The organism is Aliiroseovarius sp. S1339 (genome assembly GCF_023195695.1).
Taxonomy (GTDB): domain Bacteria; phylum Pseudomonadota; class Alphaproteobacteria; order Rhodobacterales; family Rhodobacteraceae; genus Aliiroseovarius.
Genome location: NZ_JALPQG010000003.1, coordinates 255,493 through 269,617, shown reverse-complemented (window position 1 = coordinate 269,617; position 14,125 = coordinate 255,493). Strand labels below are relative to the sequence as shown.

Annotated in this window: 14 protein-coding genes and 1 riboswitch; of the genes, 3 read left to right on the top strand and 11 right to left on the bottom strand. The window is 59.6% G+C overall.

Going from position 1 to position 14,125, the window contains the following annotated elements:
• A complete protein-coding gene (locus MUY35_RS06105) occupies positions 1–987 on the bottom strand; it encodes a thiamine ABC transporter substrate binding subunit (protein ID WP_248364784.1) in 987 nt (328 codons plus the stop codon).
• 36 nt (positions 988–1,023) lie between these two features.
• Positions 1,024–1,129, bottom strand: a riboswitch (TPP riboswitch).
• Positions 1,130–1,226: 97 nt separating this feature from the next.
• Here MUY35_RS06105 and MUY35_RS06100 point away from each other — a divergent pair.
• Positions 1,227–2,183 carry a DMT family transporter gene (locus MUY35_RS06100; RefSeq protein WP_248364783.1) on the top strand — a complete coding sequence of 319 codons (957 nt, stop codon included), beginning with the start codon at positions 1,227–1,229 and terminating at the stop codon, positions 2,181–2,183.
• Between the two features lie 63 nt (positions 2,184–2,246).
• Entirely contained in the window at positions 2,247–3,353 is a 1,107-nt protein-coding gene (aroC, locus tag MUY35_RS06095; protein ID WP_248364782.1) for a chorismate synthase, read from the top strand.
• A 3-nt stretch (positions 3,354–3,356) separates the two neighbouring features.
• Here the strand turns inward: aroC and MUY35_RS06090 are convergent, their stop codons facing one another.
• The 6 genes from MUY35_RS06090 to ade all read right to left on the bottom strand — a co-directional run bounded on the left by MUY35_RS06090 (position 3,357) and on the right by ade (position 9,227).
• On the bottom strand, positions 3,357–3,767 hold the full coding sequence (locus MUY35_RS06090; RefSeq protein ID WP_248364780.1) for a thioredoxin family protein: 411 nt from the start codon (positions 3,765–3,767) through the stop codon (positions 3,357–3,359).
• Between the two features lie 11 nt (positions 3,768–3,778).
• Positions 3,779–4,492 carry a cytochrome c biogenesis CcdA family protein gene (locus tag MUY35_RS06085; RefSeq protein ID WP_248364778.1) on the bottom strand — a complete coding sequence of 238 codons (714 nt, stop codon included), beginning with the start codon at positions 4,490–4,492 and terminating at the stop codon, positions 3,779–3,781.
• Positions 4,493–4,549: 57 nt separating this feature from the next.
• Positions 4,550–5,425: a DMT family transporter gene (locus MUY35_RS06080; RefSeq protein WP_248364776.1), complete on the bottom strand. Its 876-nt coding sequence runs from the start codon at positions 5,423–5,425 to the stop codon at positions 4,550–4,552.
• A gap of 85 nt (positions 5,426–5,510) precedes the next feature.
• Entirely contained in the window at positions 5,511–5,798 is a 288-nt protein-coding gene (locus tag MUY35_RS06075) for an HU family DNA-binding protein (protein ID WP_248364775.1), read from the bottom strand.
• 139 nt (positions 5,799–5,937) lie between these two features.
• Complete coding sequence (locus tag MUY35_RS06070; protein WP_248364773.1) at positions 5,938–7,422, bottom strand: AMP nucleosidase; 1,485 nt, start codon at positions 7,420–7,422, stop codon at positions 5,938–5,940.
• Positions 7,422–9,227, bottom strand: coding sequence for an adenine deaminase (ade, locus tag MUY35_RS06065; RefSeq protein WP_248364771.1), 1,806 nt, complete (start codon positions 9,225–9,227; stop codon positions 7,422–7,424). Before ade ends, MUY35_RS06070 begins: the two co-directional genes overlap by 1 nt.
• A 94-nt stretch (positions 9,228–9,321) precedes the next feature.
• Between ade and MUY35_RS06060 the strand changes: the two genes are divergently transcribed.
• On the top strand, positions 9,322–10,155 hold the full coding sequence (locus MUY35_RS06060; RefSeq protein WP_248364769.1) for an SDR family oxidoreductase: 834 nt from the start codon (positions 9,322–9,324) through the stop codon (positions 10,153–10,155).
• Here the strand turns inward: MUY35_RS06060 and dxs are convergent.
• Genes dxs through MUY35_RS06040 form a run of 4 tightly spaced genes read right to left on the bottom strand, consistent with a single transcriptional unit; the run spans position 10,152 to position 14,124 of the window.
• Positions 10,152–12,080, bottom strand: coding sequence for a 1-deoxy-D-xylulose-5-phosphate synthase (dxs, locus tag MUY35_RS06055; RefSeq protein ID WP_248364767.1), 1,929 nt, complete (start codon positions 12,078–12,080; stop codon positions 10,152–10,154). The two genes, MUY35_RS06060 and dxs, sit on opposite strands and share 4 nt — an antisense overlap.
• A gap of 14 nt (positions 12,081–12,094) precedes the next feature.
• Positions 12,095–12,949 carry a polyprenyl synthetase family protein gene (locus MUY35_RS06050; protein ID WP_248364765.1) on the bottom strand — a complete coding sequence of 285 codons (855 nt, stop codon included), beginning with the start codon at positions 12,947–12,949 and terminating at the stop codon, positions 12,095–12,097.
• Positions 12,950–13,192, bottom strand: coding sequence for an exodeoxyribonuclease VII small subunit (locus MUY35_RS06045; protein WP_248364763.1), 243 nt, complete (start codon positions 13,190–13,192; stop codon positions 12,950–12,952).
• Positions 13,189–14,124, bottom strand: a complete 936-nt coding sequence (locus MUY35_RS06040; RefSeq protein WP_248364762.1) for a histone deacetylase family protein — start codon at positions 14,122–14,124, stop codon at positions 13,189–13,191. The genes MUY35_RS06045 and MUY35_RS06040 overlap by 4 nt, the downstream gene beginning before the upstream one ends.
• Between the last annotated feature and the right edge of the window lies 1 nt (position 14,125).

Below are 14,125 nucleotides of genomic sequence, written 5' to 3'. Positions count from 1 at the left end.
TTATTTTGAGAACGCCGTCAGCCACTCGTCCAACGCAGGCTTGCGCAACGCTTCAGCCTCGTCTTCCGAATAGAAGATCGCCTTTTGCGGCACACCCAGCAGGTTGAACTTTTCAGGCAACAGAGAGGCATCCAGTTTCGACGGATACGACCAGTTCGATGTCGCGATTGCCGTCTGGAATTCCTCGGTCAGCACATAGTCAAGAAAGGCGTCTGCCAGTTCGGGCTGATCTGTGGTCTTGAGCTTCGCCGCCATTTCCACAAACAGATAATGCCCTTCTTCAAATATCGCCGCAGACTTGGTCATGTCGTCCTCGGCGATGATGTGATAGGCAGGCGAGGTGGTGTAGGACAGAACCATGTCAGCCTCGCCATCCGTGAACATTCCGTAAGCTTGCGACCAGCCCTGCGTCACCGTCAGGATTTTTGGGGCCAAACGCTCCCAAGCCTCGGGGGCCTTGTCACCATAGATCGACTTGACCCAAAGCAGCAGCGCCAGACCAGAGATCGAGCTGCGCGGGTCCTGAATGACAATCTTAACGTCATCGGGCATGTCCAGCAGCGCTTCAAAACTGGCGGGCGGTGTTTCCATCTTGGTGTTGTCAAAGATGAAGGCCATGTAGCTGAAATTAAACGGCAGGAAGACATCGTCGGTCCACGCGACCGGCATCGTCAGGGCGCTGGTGTCCTGCTCGTGCGCAGCAAACAAGCCAGAGGCCCGCGCACGCGCCGTTACATCCGTATTCAGACCGATCACAACGTCGGCGTCGGTGCGTTCACCTTCTAACAGGATACGGGGCAGAACGTCGCCGGTGATGAACTGCAGGTCGCAGTCGCACTGGGCCTCGAACCCCTGCTCGATGCCGGGGCCGGGCCCCCATTCCGAGGCGAAATAATCAGGTGCATAGACTTGAAGCACGGGCGTATCCGCTGCGGCCGAATGGGCCATCAGTGCAAGTCCTGCAACAAATGAAAGGGTCTTTTTCATGGTATCCTCCAAATGCGCCGAACGGAGTGGCATTTGGGGCGACCAAATTACCTTCCCTCCGCCGGTTCTAGCCGGTTCAGGTTCTACGGGTTCGCAAGTCTTGCATCTCAGCCAGTTTGATCTGGCACCCCGAGGTGGGGCCATTCCTGACGGGTTTGCCCCGGCTTGGCAAGCCCCCCTTGACGTTGGGGGTTTGATCGGCGATGTGAACGCTAACACCGCTATATCGGAGCCGTTCCATGCCGAACGCACAAAATACACCCGCCAGGGGGCTGGGCTTTGCCTTCGCCGCCTTCGCCGTTTTCGCCACTCACGATGCTGTCATCAAGACACTCGGCGTGAACTTTTCAGTGTTTCAGATCATCTTCTTCGCGATGCTCTTTGCGTTTGTGCCGATGTCGGTCCTGATGCTGGCGGATCGACAAGTGGACAACTTCCGCCCACGTCACCCGTGGCTGATCCTTCTGCGGTCGGCCACATCGGTTCTGGCCATGTCCACAGCCTTCTACGCCTTCACGGTCCTGCCATTGGCCGAGGTCTATGCCCTGCTGTTCGCCACCCCCCTTCTGATCACCGCGATGTCCGCGCTTGTGCTGGGTGAAACGGTGCGGGCGCAGCGATGGGCTGCGGTCGTGGTCGGCCTGATCGGCGTTCTGATCGTGCTCAGGCCCGGCGTCACGCAGATCTCGTTCGGCCATATCTGCGCCTTGATCGCGGCGTTCTGTTCCAGCCTTGGGTCCGTCATCATGCGCAAGATCGGTGGCGAAGAACGCACGGCCGTGATGATCCTGTATCCCATGCTGTCGTCGATCCTGTTCATGGCGCTTGTTTTGCCGTTCGTCTATCGCCCAATGGAAGTTGCAGAACTGGGCATGTTTGCCAGCCTCGGCGTGTTGTCCGTCGGTGCACAGGTAATGATCATTGCAGCCTATCGTGCCGCACCCGCCGCGGTGGTGGCGCCCAGCCAATACAGCCAAATCCTGTGGGCAACCCTGTTTGGCGCGCTGTTCTTTGAGGAACTGCCCGACATGTGGGTGGGTGTGGGTGCGTCGGTTATCATTGCCTCAGGGATATTCATTGTGTGGCGCGAAAGCCGCCCATCGGTGTCCAAACGCAACCCGATTTTGCGAGACCCCAACCCGCGCTATGACGCTGGTCCCAGCCCGAAACCCAAACACCGCCGCGAACAGACCTGACGCCGATGCGCTTCCCTTTCGCGCGGGCCTTCGCTATCACGCTTGCAACGAAGGAGCCTGCGCATGTCGATGAACAGTTTTGGTCATATCTTCCGCGTCACCACATGGGGTGAAAGCCACGGACCTGCATTGGGTGCGACGGTCGATGGCTGCCCTCCGGGCGTGCCGCTGGAGGCTGAGATGATACAGGTCTGGCTCGACAAACGCCGGCCCGGTCAGAACAAGAACATGACCCAGCGCAACGAACCCGATCAGGTGCGCATCCTGTCGGGTGTGTATGAGGGTCAGACCACTGGCACGCCCATTCAGTTGATGATCGAAAACACCGATCAGCGCTCGAAAGACTATGGCGAGATCGAAAAGACCTTCCGCCCCGGTCATGCCGACATCACCTATTGGCAGAAATATGGTATCCGCGACCCGCGCGGCGGCGGACGCTCGTCCGCCCGCGAAACGGCAGCCCGTGTGGCCGCTGGTGGCGTGGCGCGTGAGGCGCTGAAGACGCTGCTGCCGGGGCTTCAGATCAAGGGCTACATGACCCAGATGGGCGCTTTGCATCTGGATCGTGAGAAGTTCGACTGGGACGCGATTGACCAAAACCCATTCTGGCTGCCCGACAATACGGCTGTGCAGGAATGGGAAGATTACCTGCAGCACCTGCGCACCAAAGAAAACGACAGCGTCGGCGCGGCGGTCGAGGTCGTCGTGCGCGGCGCCCCTGCTGGCCTTGGTGCCCCGATTTACGCCAAGTTAGACACTGATCTGGCCGCTGCGATGATGTCGATCAACGCCGTCAAGGGTGTTGAGATCGGCGAAGGCATGGCGGCTGCGGGGCTGCGAGGGACCGAGAACGCGGACGAGATTTCGATGGGACCGGACGGCCCTCTCTTCAACTCGAACCACGCAGGCGGCATTCTGGGCGGTATCTCAAGCGGTCAGGACATTGTCGTGCGCTTTGCCGTGAAGCCAACCAGTTCGATCCTGACTCCACGCCAGTCGATCACCAAGTCAGGCGAGCCGATCGAGGTTACCACCAAGGGCCGTCACGACCCTTGTGTTGGCATTCGCGCCGTGCCCGTGGGCGAGGCGATGGCGGCTTGTGTCATCCTTGATCACGTCATGCTGCACCGCGCCCAGATGGGCGAAGGCGTGCGCGGCAAGATCGGATAAGGCTTAAGCCGTCGCCGCTGAAAGCGCCGTATCCATCAGCGCCTTGATATCAGACACCGAGGTGCCCGCCACGATCCGCCCAAGTTCCTGATTGCCTTTCAGCACAACAAGTGTCGAACGCCGCGGGATACGCAGGGATTTCGCAAGCTCGGACTTCCCGTGTTCGTCCCAGTCAACATTGATGAAGGTGATGGATTGGTCGTAAGCCGGGTTTTCTTCCAAAAGCGCATTGATCACACGCTCCTGTGCCGCACAGGTGCTGCACCAACTGGCTTTGAAGTCCAGAAAGACGGTTTCACCATTCTCAAGAGCCTTGGTCACAAGACCCGGCGCATAGTCGGCAATCGCGGCGCGCAGGGTCAGTGGTGCAAAGGCCGCAGCGGCGGTCAGAGTTAGAAAGTCACGGCGTTTCATTGGGGTCTCCTTCAAAGGGATACGGAAAGATCGTTTAGCCAAGCTGGCAGGGCGTTCACCGCCCAGGCTTCAACGACATGGTGAAAACGGAACAGGATCGCCAGACCGACGGCCAGAAAGATCGCCCCCATGATGGGGCGGGATTTCTGCGCAATCCGGCGCATTAGAGCCTGTCTGCGCATGATCGCAGACCGCGCGCCATAGCCCAGCGCAATGATGATGGTCGACACGCCCAGTGCAAACGCGACCATGATTGCGGCCGCCCAAGGAATGCTTTTGCCTTGTGACGCCAGCGAGATTGCGCCGCCAAGCGTCGGGCCGATACAGGGGCTCCAAACCGCACCCAGCAACATGCCACCAAGGAATTGCCCACCAAGGCTTGAGCGGTCGACATCGTCAAAACTTGTATCGGCGTGGGCGGACACGCCTGTGGTTGCTGTTGCAAATCGCTCTGACAAGACGGGCGTCATAAGGATAAGCCCGAAAGCGACCATCAAGATCGCGCCGCCACGCGCGACCATGTCTTCGGTCAGGCCAATCGAATAGCCTGCCACGGTGACGACAAGGCCCAGCGTGACGAAAGACACGCTCATCCCTGCTGCAACCGCGAGGGGTCCGTAACGGCTGGCTTGCAGCGCTGTCGCCAGCACAATCGGCAACACCGGCAAGACGCACGGGTTAATCAGGGTCAGCAGGCCCGCAAGATATCCGAACAAAAGCTCCATGGCATCAAACCTATGGAAATGGCCGCAAATGTCATCTCACGATGGCAACGCGCGCCTTCACGTCTGTGTGGGGTTTTGTTTCGAAAGCTGCACCGCAAGGATGCCAAACGTGATGATGGCAACACCGATAAAATCGGTGGTGGTCAGCGCTTCACCCAGCAAGAGCCAGGCAATTGCGACGCCAAAGAACGGGTTGAGGAAATGGAAGGTTGCTGCCTTCACCGCGCCTATGCGACCCACCAGCGCGAACCAGACCCAAGTGGCCAGCACGCCGGGCACAAGGACGGTATAGGTGAACGCAAGACCCAAGCGCAGGCTGGGTTCGAACGCCGGGCTTTCCAGAAACAGGGCGACGACGGCCAGCACGGCGGACCCCACAAACATTTGCAAGCCGACGATCATCATCAGATTGCCGCCGGACGAGGCTGTGCGCACGGCCAAAGTGGCGGCAGTCAGGGCGGCGGCGGCGATAAAGCAAAGCACCACGCCGGTCACATCAACGCCGCCAGACAACCGCGACCCCATGATCAGGGCGACACCAATCATCCCCGCCAACAGCCCGACCATCGCCAGCGGGCGCATCCTGTCACCCATCAGGATCCACCCCGCCAAGGCCACCATCAGGGGCATGGTCGAGGCGATGATCGACGCCAATCCGGCTTCGATCCATTGCATGGCCACGAAATTCAGACCCAGATACAGCGCGTTCTGGCAGACGCCGAAGATGATCACCGCCCGCCACTGGTTGCGGGTCAATTTCCAGCTTTGCCCAAGGGCGCGTGCAATGATCACGGCAAGCAGGCCAGAAATCAGAAAACGCAGAGCCAGAGAAGAGAGCGGGGGCGCGTCCGCCACGATGATGCGCGCGGACGTGAAGGCCGAACTCCACATCAGGGCAAAACCCAGCCCCATCAGAATCGCGCGCAGATCCATGTCACCTCCGGCAAAAGAAAAGGGCCGCCACTTGGGCGACCCTTTCCGAATTCGTGTCCGGGGACAAGCCCCGAAGGCACCAAGATCAGCCGTTCACGCTGTCTTTCAAAGCCTTCGCAATGGTCATCTTCACGACCTTGTCGGCATCTTTGTGGATCTGCTCGCCGGTGGCGGGGTTGCGCACCATGCGTGCGGGACGCTCGCGGCAGTAAATCTTGCCAACACCCGGAAGGGTCACAGCGCCACCACCAGAAACTTCTTTGGTGATGATGTTGATAACACCGTCCAGCGCGCTCGACGCCGATTTCTTGTCCGAGCCCATTTCTTCGGCCAAAGCAGCGACCAGTTGGGTCTTCGTCATAGGTTTCGACATATAATACACTCCTCACATTTACCCATTTGTTGGGCTTCATTGGGCGCATTTAACTGTATGTAGCGGGGGGACACAACGATTTGTTGCGCCCCTTTCCCCAATAAATAGCGCTTTTTTGCCTGTTTTTGCCCTACCTTCCCTAAAGGAAGGCAGTCTCTTCGAAGCTTCTGAGTTTCCGACTGTGGATTCGCTCGATCGGCATATCGCGTAAAGTTTCCATCGCCTGTATCCCAATAAGCAGATGGCGTGACACCTGTGACTTGTAAAAATCGGATGCCATACCGGGCAATTTCAGCTCTCCGTGCAGCGGTTTGTCGGACACACACAGCAGCGTGCCATAGGGCACGCGGAAGCGAAACCCGTTGGCGGCAATGGTCGCACTTTCCATATCCAACGCAATCGCGCGCGACTGGCTTAGCCGTTGCACCGGCCCCGACTGGTCCCGAAGTTCCCAGTTGCGGTTATCAAGCGTCGCGACGGTGCCAGTCCGCATGATACGCTTCAGCTCGTACCCCTTTAGCTCGGTCACTTCGGCAACGGCCTGTTCCAGCGCAATCTGGATTTCGGCAAGTGGCGGGATCGGCACCCAAAGGGGCAGATCATCATCCAGAACCTTGTCTTCGCGCAGATAGGCATGCGCCAGCACAAAGTCACCCAGCCGCTGGCTGTTGCGAAGCCCCGCGCAATGGCCGACCATCAACCAAGCATGAGGGCGCAGAACCGCAATGTGGTCGGTCGCCGTTTTCGCATTAGATGGTCCCACCCCGATATTCACCAGAGTAACGCCGGATCCATCCACCCGTTTCAGGTGATAGGATGGCATTTGGGGCAGCTTTTCCAGCACCGGCAACACTTGATCGTGTGTTGTAATTTCGTGGTGTCCGGGTCCGACAAACGCATTATAGCCGCTGTTCGGATCGGCCAGCATCTGGCGTGCAAAGGCTTCGAACTCTTCAACATAGAACTGATAGTTGGTGAACAGAACGTAGTTTTGGAAATCTTCGGGCTTGGTTGCAGTATAATGCGACAGGCGCGCGAGCGAATAATCCACCCGCTGCGCAGTGAACGGCGCAAGCGGACCCGCACCGTTTTCACCGATCTGCGCGACACCATTTACGATGTCATCATTGGTGCTGGACAGGTCGGGCACGTCAAACACGTCGCGCAGCGGGAAGCTCATCGCACCTTCTTGTGGTACGGTTATGTCTGGTTCATTTGCCACAGCAAAGTGCACCGGGATCGGCGTATCTGAGAGGCCGATCCAAACCGCGACGCCATGATGTTCGAACAACAGCGATATTTGCTGGATTAAATAGTTTTCGAACAGGTCCGGGCGCGTGATTGTGGTGCTGTAAGTGCCCGGCGCGGAAACGTGGCCAAAACTCAGACGCGTGTCGATTTGCGCGTGGCTGGTCGTGGTCAGGCTGATCTCAGGGTAAAAGGCGCGAAACCGCGTGTCGGGTTGATCGCCAGAGACTGACTGCTCAAACGTCTCGCACAAAAATGTGCAAGCTTGATCATACAGCTCTTTCAGCCGCCGAACGGCAGCCTTGGCGTCAGTGAACGTTTCATGCGCGCCGCTTGGGGGCGTAATCACAGGAATGGAGTGTCCGTTAGCAGGCATCAATGCTCCTCAATCAGGTTGGTCAGTTCAAATCGGGTCACGTCCACAAGACCCAGATCAGAAATGCGTAACTCGGGGATGACAACAAGCGCCAGAAGCGAATGTTGCATATAGGCGTTGTTCAATGTGCAGCCACAGGCGGCCATGGCTTCGACCATCGCATCCGCTTTCGCTGCGACCTCTTTCGCTGGCGCGTCCGACATCAGGCCCGCGACCGGAAGCTCGACCAAAGCCAGCTCTTCGCCGTCCTTGAACACGGTGATGCCGCCGCCAACCTCGCCTAGACGGTTCGCGGCCAGCGCCATATCTTCGCGGCTGGTGCCGACGACGATCATATGGTGGCTGTCATGCGCGACGGTCGACGCAATCGCCATCCGGCCTTGATACCCAAAGCCCGATACCAGCCCGTTGACCACGTCACCCGTTGCACGGTGGCGTTCAACAAGGGCGATCTGACAAACATCCTGCGTTTCATCCATTTGCACCAACCCATCCGCGATGCCAAGATCGCGGACCAGTGCTTTGGTTGGCGCCTGATTTTCCACCACACCAATGACCTTGGCCCGGATCGAGTTTGCGCCCTCTGGGGCCGTGATCTCGAAATCAGCAGCCCCGAGCGTTTTGCCCAGATGGACGGTCTTGCGTGCATATTCGGGCCAGTCCAGATGCGGGCACTCAACCGTGACCTCTCCGCCCTCGGCCACTGTCACGCCGCGCGCGATCACGCGGTTGATCGGCAGCGTCGTCAGATCATCGGTCAGGATGACATCTGCCCGCCTTCCGGGTGTAATAGAGCCTAATTCACGCTCTAACCCGAAATGCGTGGCCGTGTTGATCGTCGCCATTTGCAGCGCGATGAGCGGATCACACCCGCAGGAAATCGCGTGACGCACCACGCGGTTCATATGGCCGTCATTGACCAGCGTGCCCGAGTGGCAATCATCCGTGCAAAGGATGAAGTTGCGCGGGTCCAGACCCTTTTCCGTGACCGCCGTGATCTGGGTTTCAATGTCATACCAGGCAGATCCCAGCCGCATCATCGACCGCATCCCTTGGCGCACCCGCGCAATGGCGTCCGCCTCGCACGTGCCTTCGTGATCATCCGCCGGGCCACCCGCCGCATAGGCATGAAACGCGGGGCCAAGATCGGGGCTGGCATAATGCCCGCCCACGGTTTTGCCCGCAACCTGCGTCGCTGCAATCTCGGCCAGCATTTTTGCATCACCGTTCACCACGCCGGGGAAATTCATCATCTCACCCAGCCCGATGATGCCCGGCCATTCCATCGCCTCGGCCACATCCTCGGGCGTGATCTCATAGCCAGTCGTCTCTAATCCCGGTGCAGACGGTGCGCAGGACGGCATCTGCGTAAAGATGTTAACGGGCTGCATTAGAGCCTCATCATGCATCAATTTCACGCCCTCAAGCCCCATCACATTCGCGATCTCGTGGGGGTCGGTGAACATTGTCGTCGTGCCATGTGGGATCACGGCACGGGCGAATTCAGCAGGTGTCAGCATCCCGCTTTCGATATGCATATGCGCGTCACACAGGCCGGGGATCAGGTGTTGGCCATCGGCCTCGATCACCTCTGTCGTGTCGCCAATACAGTGACTAGCGTCGGGCCCGACATAGGCAAATCGGCCATCGGCAATGGCGACCTGCCAGCCGTCCAGCACCTCGCGGCTGTGAACATTTACCACGCGCCCGCCCCGGATCACCAGATCGGCGGGTTCGCGTCCTGCGGCCACCGCGACAAGGCGGGCGGCGCATTCTGACCAAGTTTTGATAGCTGGTTTTTCCATTGACCCATTGTTCAAATTTCCAATGTTAGCGCAACCCCCAAAACACCCGGAAATTTGCGCTTTCCAATCAGGTCTGCACAGCGATACTGCGCACATGGATAAGACGCTTTTCATCTTCGGCTTTGGCTACTCTGCACGCGCATTGGCGCGGAAATTGGGCGGTGATTTCACCATCATTGGCACCTCGCGCGAGCCCGGCGAGGGCGTCATTCAATGGCCGGGCGGCGACATTGGCCCGGCGTTGTCGCGCACCACGCATCTGTTGATTTCTGCTGGACCTGGCGCAGATGGAGACCCGGTATTACGCCAGGTTAGAGACGATATTGCCCGCATCGCGCCGCAACTTCAGTGGGTCGGTTACCTGTCAACCACAGGGGTTTACGGCGATCACGGTGGTGGTTGGGTCAGCGAGGACACAGCCCTGTCGCCGTCCACAAAGCGCGGGCAACAAAGGGTCAAGGCAGAAGCCGCGTGGCAAGAACTTGCCGCTGACACCGGTCTGCCCCTGCATATCTTTCGGCTTGCTGGCATCTATGGCCCCGGTCGGGGGCCATTTGCAAAAGTGCGGCGCGGCGCGGCACGGCGGATCATCAAAGAAAATCAGGTCTTTTCGCGCATCCATGTGGATGACATCGCGCAAGTGCTTGCAGCGTCCATCGCTACCCCTAATCCGGGTCGCATCTACAACGTCTGTGACGACCTTGCCGCCCCACCCGAGGATGTGCTGTCCCACGCCGCAGACCTTCTGGGCCTGCCACACCCGCCCGCAGAAGACTATGAGACCGCCGAGATGACGCCCATGGCGCGCAGTTTCTATGCGGAAAGCAAACGGGTGCGTAACGATCGGATCAAGGGCGAACTTGGCGTTAAGCTGCTTTACCCGACATATCGCGAGGGCCTTGCCGCGCTGCTAAAAGCTGAGGGTTAGGCCCGCTTTTCGCCGATCTGCGCCACGCCTAGGACATCCAGCACTTTCGCTTCGATATCTTTGGCGGACAGTTTGGCCTCTTCATACATCCGGGCCGGGCTGGCGTGGTCGATGAACGTGTCGGGCAGCACCATAGATCGGTATTTAAGGCCGGCGTCGAACGCGCCCTCTTCCGCCAAAAGCTGCGCGACATGGCTGCCGAAGCCGCCAATTGCGCCTTCTTCAATGGTAATCAGCGCTTCGTGGTCTGCTGCCAGCTTCAGGATCAGGTCGCGATCCAGCGGCTTGGCAAAACGGGCGTCGGCAATCGTTGGCGTGATACCACGCGCGTCGAGCTTTTCGGCGGCTTTCTCAACCTCGGAAAGACGCGTGCCAAACGACAGGATCGCCACACGCGACCCTTCACGGATCATGCGCCCTTTGCCGATTTCCAGCACCTCGCCCTGTTCGGGCAGATCAACCCCAACACCTTCACCACGCGGATAGCGGAAGGCGGACGGGCCGTCATTGATGGAATGCGCGGTGGCGACCATGTGCATCAATTCGGCCTCGTCTGCGGCGGCCATGACGACCATTCCGGGCAGGTTAGACATGAAAGCGATGTCATATGCGCCGGCATGGGTCGCACCATCGGCCCCGACCAGACCGGCGCGGTCGATGGCAAAGCGCACAGGCAGACGCTGGACCGCCACATCGTGCACAACCTGATCATAACCACGCTGAAGGAAGGTCGAATACATCGCGCAGAAGGGCTTCATGCCGCCGGCGGCCAGCGCCGCCGAAAAGGTCACGCCGTGCTGTTCGGCAATGCCCACGTCAAAGCACCGCGACGGATAGCGTTCCGCCATCAGGTTCAATCCGGTGCCATCCGGCATGGCTGCCGTCACGGCACAAACCTTGTCGTCTTTCCCGGCCAGATCGACCAGCGTCTTGCCAAACACCGAGGTATAGCTGGGCGCATTCGACGGTGCCTTGTGCTGCCTGCCGCTTGCCACATCGAACTTGGCGGTGGCATGGCCGCGATCGCGTGCAGCCTCAGCCGGTGCATAGCCTTTGCCCTTCTTGGTGATCACATGGATCAGCATCGGTCCGGTCGCGCGATCATGAACCGTGCGCAGGATCGACAGCAGGCTTTCCATGTCATGCCCATCAATCGGACCGACATAGGAAAAGCCAAGTTCTTCAAATAGTGTGCCGCCGACGGTCATCGACTTGACCATTTCCTTGGCCCGGCGCGCGCCTTCTTGGAGCGGCTCGGGCAGCAGGCTAACTGCGCCCTTGGCAGCAGCTTTCAACTCCTGAAACGGTTCGCCCGCGTAAAGGCGGCTGAGATAGTTCGACATCGCACCCACGGGCGGAGCAATCGACATTTCGTTGTCATTCAGGATCACAAACAAGCGGCGCCCCAAATGGCCTGCATTGTTCATCGCCTCGAACGCCATCCCGGCGGACATTGATCCGTCGCCAATGACGGCAATCGCATCGCCGATCCCATGTTCTGGTGCACCCCCAAGATCGCGCGCCACCGCAAAGCCCAATGCCGCCGAGATCGAGGTCGAGCTGTGCCCAGCCCCGAACGGGTCAAACGGGCTTTCCGAGCGCTTGGTGAAGCCCGACAACCCACCTTCGCAACGCAAGGTGCGGATACGGTCGCGCCGTCCGGTCAGAATTTTGTGCGGATAGCATTGGTGGCCCACGTCCCAGATGATCCGGTCGCGCGGCGTATCAAACACCGCGTGCAACGCCACTGTCAGTTCGACAACACCAAGCCCAGCCCCCAGATGGCCGCCAGTTTCGGACACAGCCGAAATCGTCTCGGCCCGCACTTCCTTGGCCAGCGCCAAAATCTCGCGATCAGACAGCGATTTCATATCTGCCGGAACCGTCACGCGGTCCAGAATGGGTGTTTCGGGTGTGTCGGCCATATTCGCCCCGCTGCCTATCTGTCGCGCTGGATAACGAAACGGGCGGCTTCCCGCAAGGTTTCGGGATCCTCACCATACGGCGCTAAAGCGTCACAGGCCTGTTCCACAAGTTCGGTTGCGCGGGTTTTCGCCGCTTGCAGACCCAACAAAGACACGAAAGTGGCCTTGCCAGCGTCGGCATCCTTGCCGACGGCCTTACCGACAGCACGTGCGTCGCCTTCGACATCCAAAATGTCATCTGCAATCTGAAAGGCCAGACCCAAAGCGGCCGCGTAATCGCGCATTGGTTTGGGGTCTAGCCCCGCCAACAGCGCCCCGGCCTCGGCAGACCAGCGGATCAACGCCCCGGTTTTGCCAGCCTGAAGCGTGGTAATCTCGTCCAGCGTCAACGGGTCCGCAGCAGTTTCGGCGGCGATGTCCAGAGCTTGTCCGTGCACCATCCCCACTTGCCCCGCCGCCCGCGCCAGCGTTGCGACCAACCCCACCCGCGCGTCACCAACCGCATCATTGGTGATCAGCTCGAACGCTAAGCTTTGCAAGGCGTCACCGACCAGAACTGCCGTCGCCTCGTCCCATTTCTTGTGAACGGTGGGCAGGCCACGACGCAGATCGTCGTTGTCCATGCAAGGCAGATCATCATGCACCAGAGAATAGGCATGAATGGCCTCGATCGCGGCGGCGGGCCAAACAGATCGCGCGTCCCCAACGCCGTGAAGCCGAGCAGATTCCATCACCAGAAACCCACGCAATCCTTTGCCGCCGCCAGTTGCATAGCGCATCGGCTCTGCCAGAACGCCGCCGTCGCGGATGGCCCCGTGCAGACAGGCACGCGCCAGTGCACGGGTTTCCGTCAGCCGTTCGGCGAACATTTACAGCCCTTCGACGGGCGTTGCCCCGATCGGGGTTCCATTGGGATCAAGCGTGATGGCAGCGACCTTTTCTTCGGCCTCTTTCAACTTCGTCTCGCAGCGCGCCTTCAATTCGGCCCCACGTTCATAGAGCTTGATCGAATCCTCAAGCGCCACGTCGCCGCGCTCCAACTGGCCGACCACGGCTTCCAGCGCACGCATGGCCTCTTCAAAACTCATCTCGCCTACGGGTTTATCGCTCATGCGCCTCGCTCCATCATCACGTTTACATAGGCCCCGACACTGTCGCCGAGGGCCTGCAGATCATAACCGCCCTCAAGCGACGATACCACCCGGCCATCACAGCATTTATCCGCCAGATCGCAAATCCGATGCGCCATCCACGCGAAGTCCTCGGTTTCCCATTGAAGCCCCGCCAGCGGGTCACGGCGATGGGCGTCGAACCCAGCCGATACGAGCACCAGTTGCGGCTCATAAGGCTCTAACACAGCGGAAAACGCATTCTCCCACGCCTCTTGCATGACCTCGCCGCCGGTCGCCTCTTCCAAGGGCATGTTGAAAATCTGCCCGAACGCGCCCTTCTGGTGCAGCCCGCCCGAACCGGGATAAAGCGGCATCTGGTGAGACGACACAAACCGCACCCGCGATTCATGCCACAGCACGTCCTGCGTCCCGTTCCCGTGATGTACGTCGAAATCCAGCACAGCAATCCGGTCAAGCCCATGATGCTCGGCCGCATGGCGCGCGGCGATGGCGACGGTGGAAAACAGACAGAACCCCATCGGGGTCGCCTTTTCGGCATGATGGCCGGGCGGACGACAGGCGACGAAGGCATTTTGCGCCTCACCTGCCAAAATAGTGTCTATTGCAGCCACATTCGCCCCAATGGCGCGAAACGCAGCCTCCAGCGAGCCGGGGGCCATGAACGTATCGCCATCCAGCTGTGCCCAGCCTTCGACCGGCGCGGCGTCATCAAGTTTCTCAAAATATCGGCGCGAATGCCCAAGGCGCACATGATCCACCGTTCCCATCGGTGCAGTCCGGCGATCAAGCGCGGCAAAGCCAGGCACAGACAGCGCGGCTTCGATAGCCTCCAGCCGCGCAACTTGTTCGGGGTGGCCCGGCGGCGTTACATGTTCAAGGCAGACCGGGTGTGTGTATAGCAAAGTTGTCATG

What these genes read in the sequence shown, in the direction of transcription:
- MUY35_RS06075 (WP_248364775.1), bottom strand. Translation starts at nt 5,798, where the DNA reads ATGTCGAAACCTATGACGAAGACCCAACTGGTCGCTGCTTTGGCCGAA.
- MUY35_RS06105 (WP_248364784.1), bottom strand. Translation starts at nt 987, where the DNA reads ATGAAAAAGACCCTTTCATTTGTTGCAGGACTTGCACTGATGGCCCAT.
- MUY35_RS06040 (WP_248364762.1), bottom strand. Translation starts at nt 14,124, where the DNA reads ATGACAACTTTGCTATACACACACCCGGTCTGCCTTGAACATGTAACG.
- MUY35_RS06080 (WP_248364776.1), bottom strand. Translation starts at nt 5,425, where the DNA reads ATGGATCTGCGCGCGATTCTGATGGGGCTGGGTTTTGCCCTGATGTGG.
- MUY35_RS06100 (WP_248364783.1), top strand. Translation starts at nt 1,227, where the DNA reads ATGCCGAACGCACAAAATACACCCGCCAGGGGGCTGGGCTTTGCCTTC.
- MUY35_RS06085 (WP_248364778.1), bottom strand. Translation starts at nt 4,492, where the DNA reads ATGGAGCTTTTGTTCGGATATCTTGCGGGCCTGCTGACCCTGATTAAC.
- aroC (WP_248364782.1), top strand. Translation starts at nt 2,247, where the DNA reads ATGTCGATGAACAGTTTTGGTCATATCTTCCGCGTCACCACATGGGGT.
- dxs (WP_248364767.1), bottom strand. Translation starts at nt 12,080, where the DNA reads ATGGCCGACACACCCGAAACACCCATTCTGGACCGCGTGACGGTTCCG.
- MUY35_RS06070 (WP_248364773.1), bottom strand. Translation starts at nt 7,422, where the DNA reads ATGCCTGCTAACGGACACTCCATTCCTGTGATTACGCCCCCAAGCGGC.
- MUY35_RS06050 (WP_248364765.1), bottom strand. Translation starts at nt 12,949, where the DNA reads ATGTTCGCCGAACGGCTGACGGAAACCCGTGCACTGGCGCGTGCCTGT.
- MUY35_RS06045 (WP_248364763.1), bottom strand. Translation starts at nt 13,192, where the DNA reads ATGAGCGATAAACCCGTAGGCGAGATGAGTTTTGAAGAGGCCATGCGT.
- MUY35_RS06060 (WP_248364769.1), top strand. Translation starts at nt 9,322, where the DNA reads ATGGATAAGACGCTTTTCATCTTCGGCTTTGGCTACTCTGCACGCGCA.
- ade (WP_248364771.1), bottom strand. Translation starts at nt 9,227, where the DNA reads ATGGAAAAACCAGCTATCAAAACTTGGTCAGAATGCGCCGCCCGCCTT.
- MUY35_RS06090 (WP_248364780.1), bottom strand. Translation starts at nt 3,767, where the DNA reads ATGAAACGCCGTGACTTTCTAACTCTGACCGCCGCTGCGGCCTTTGCA.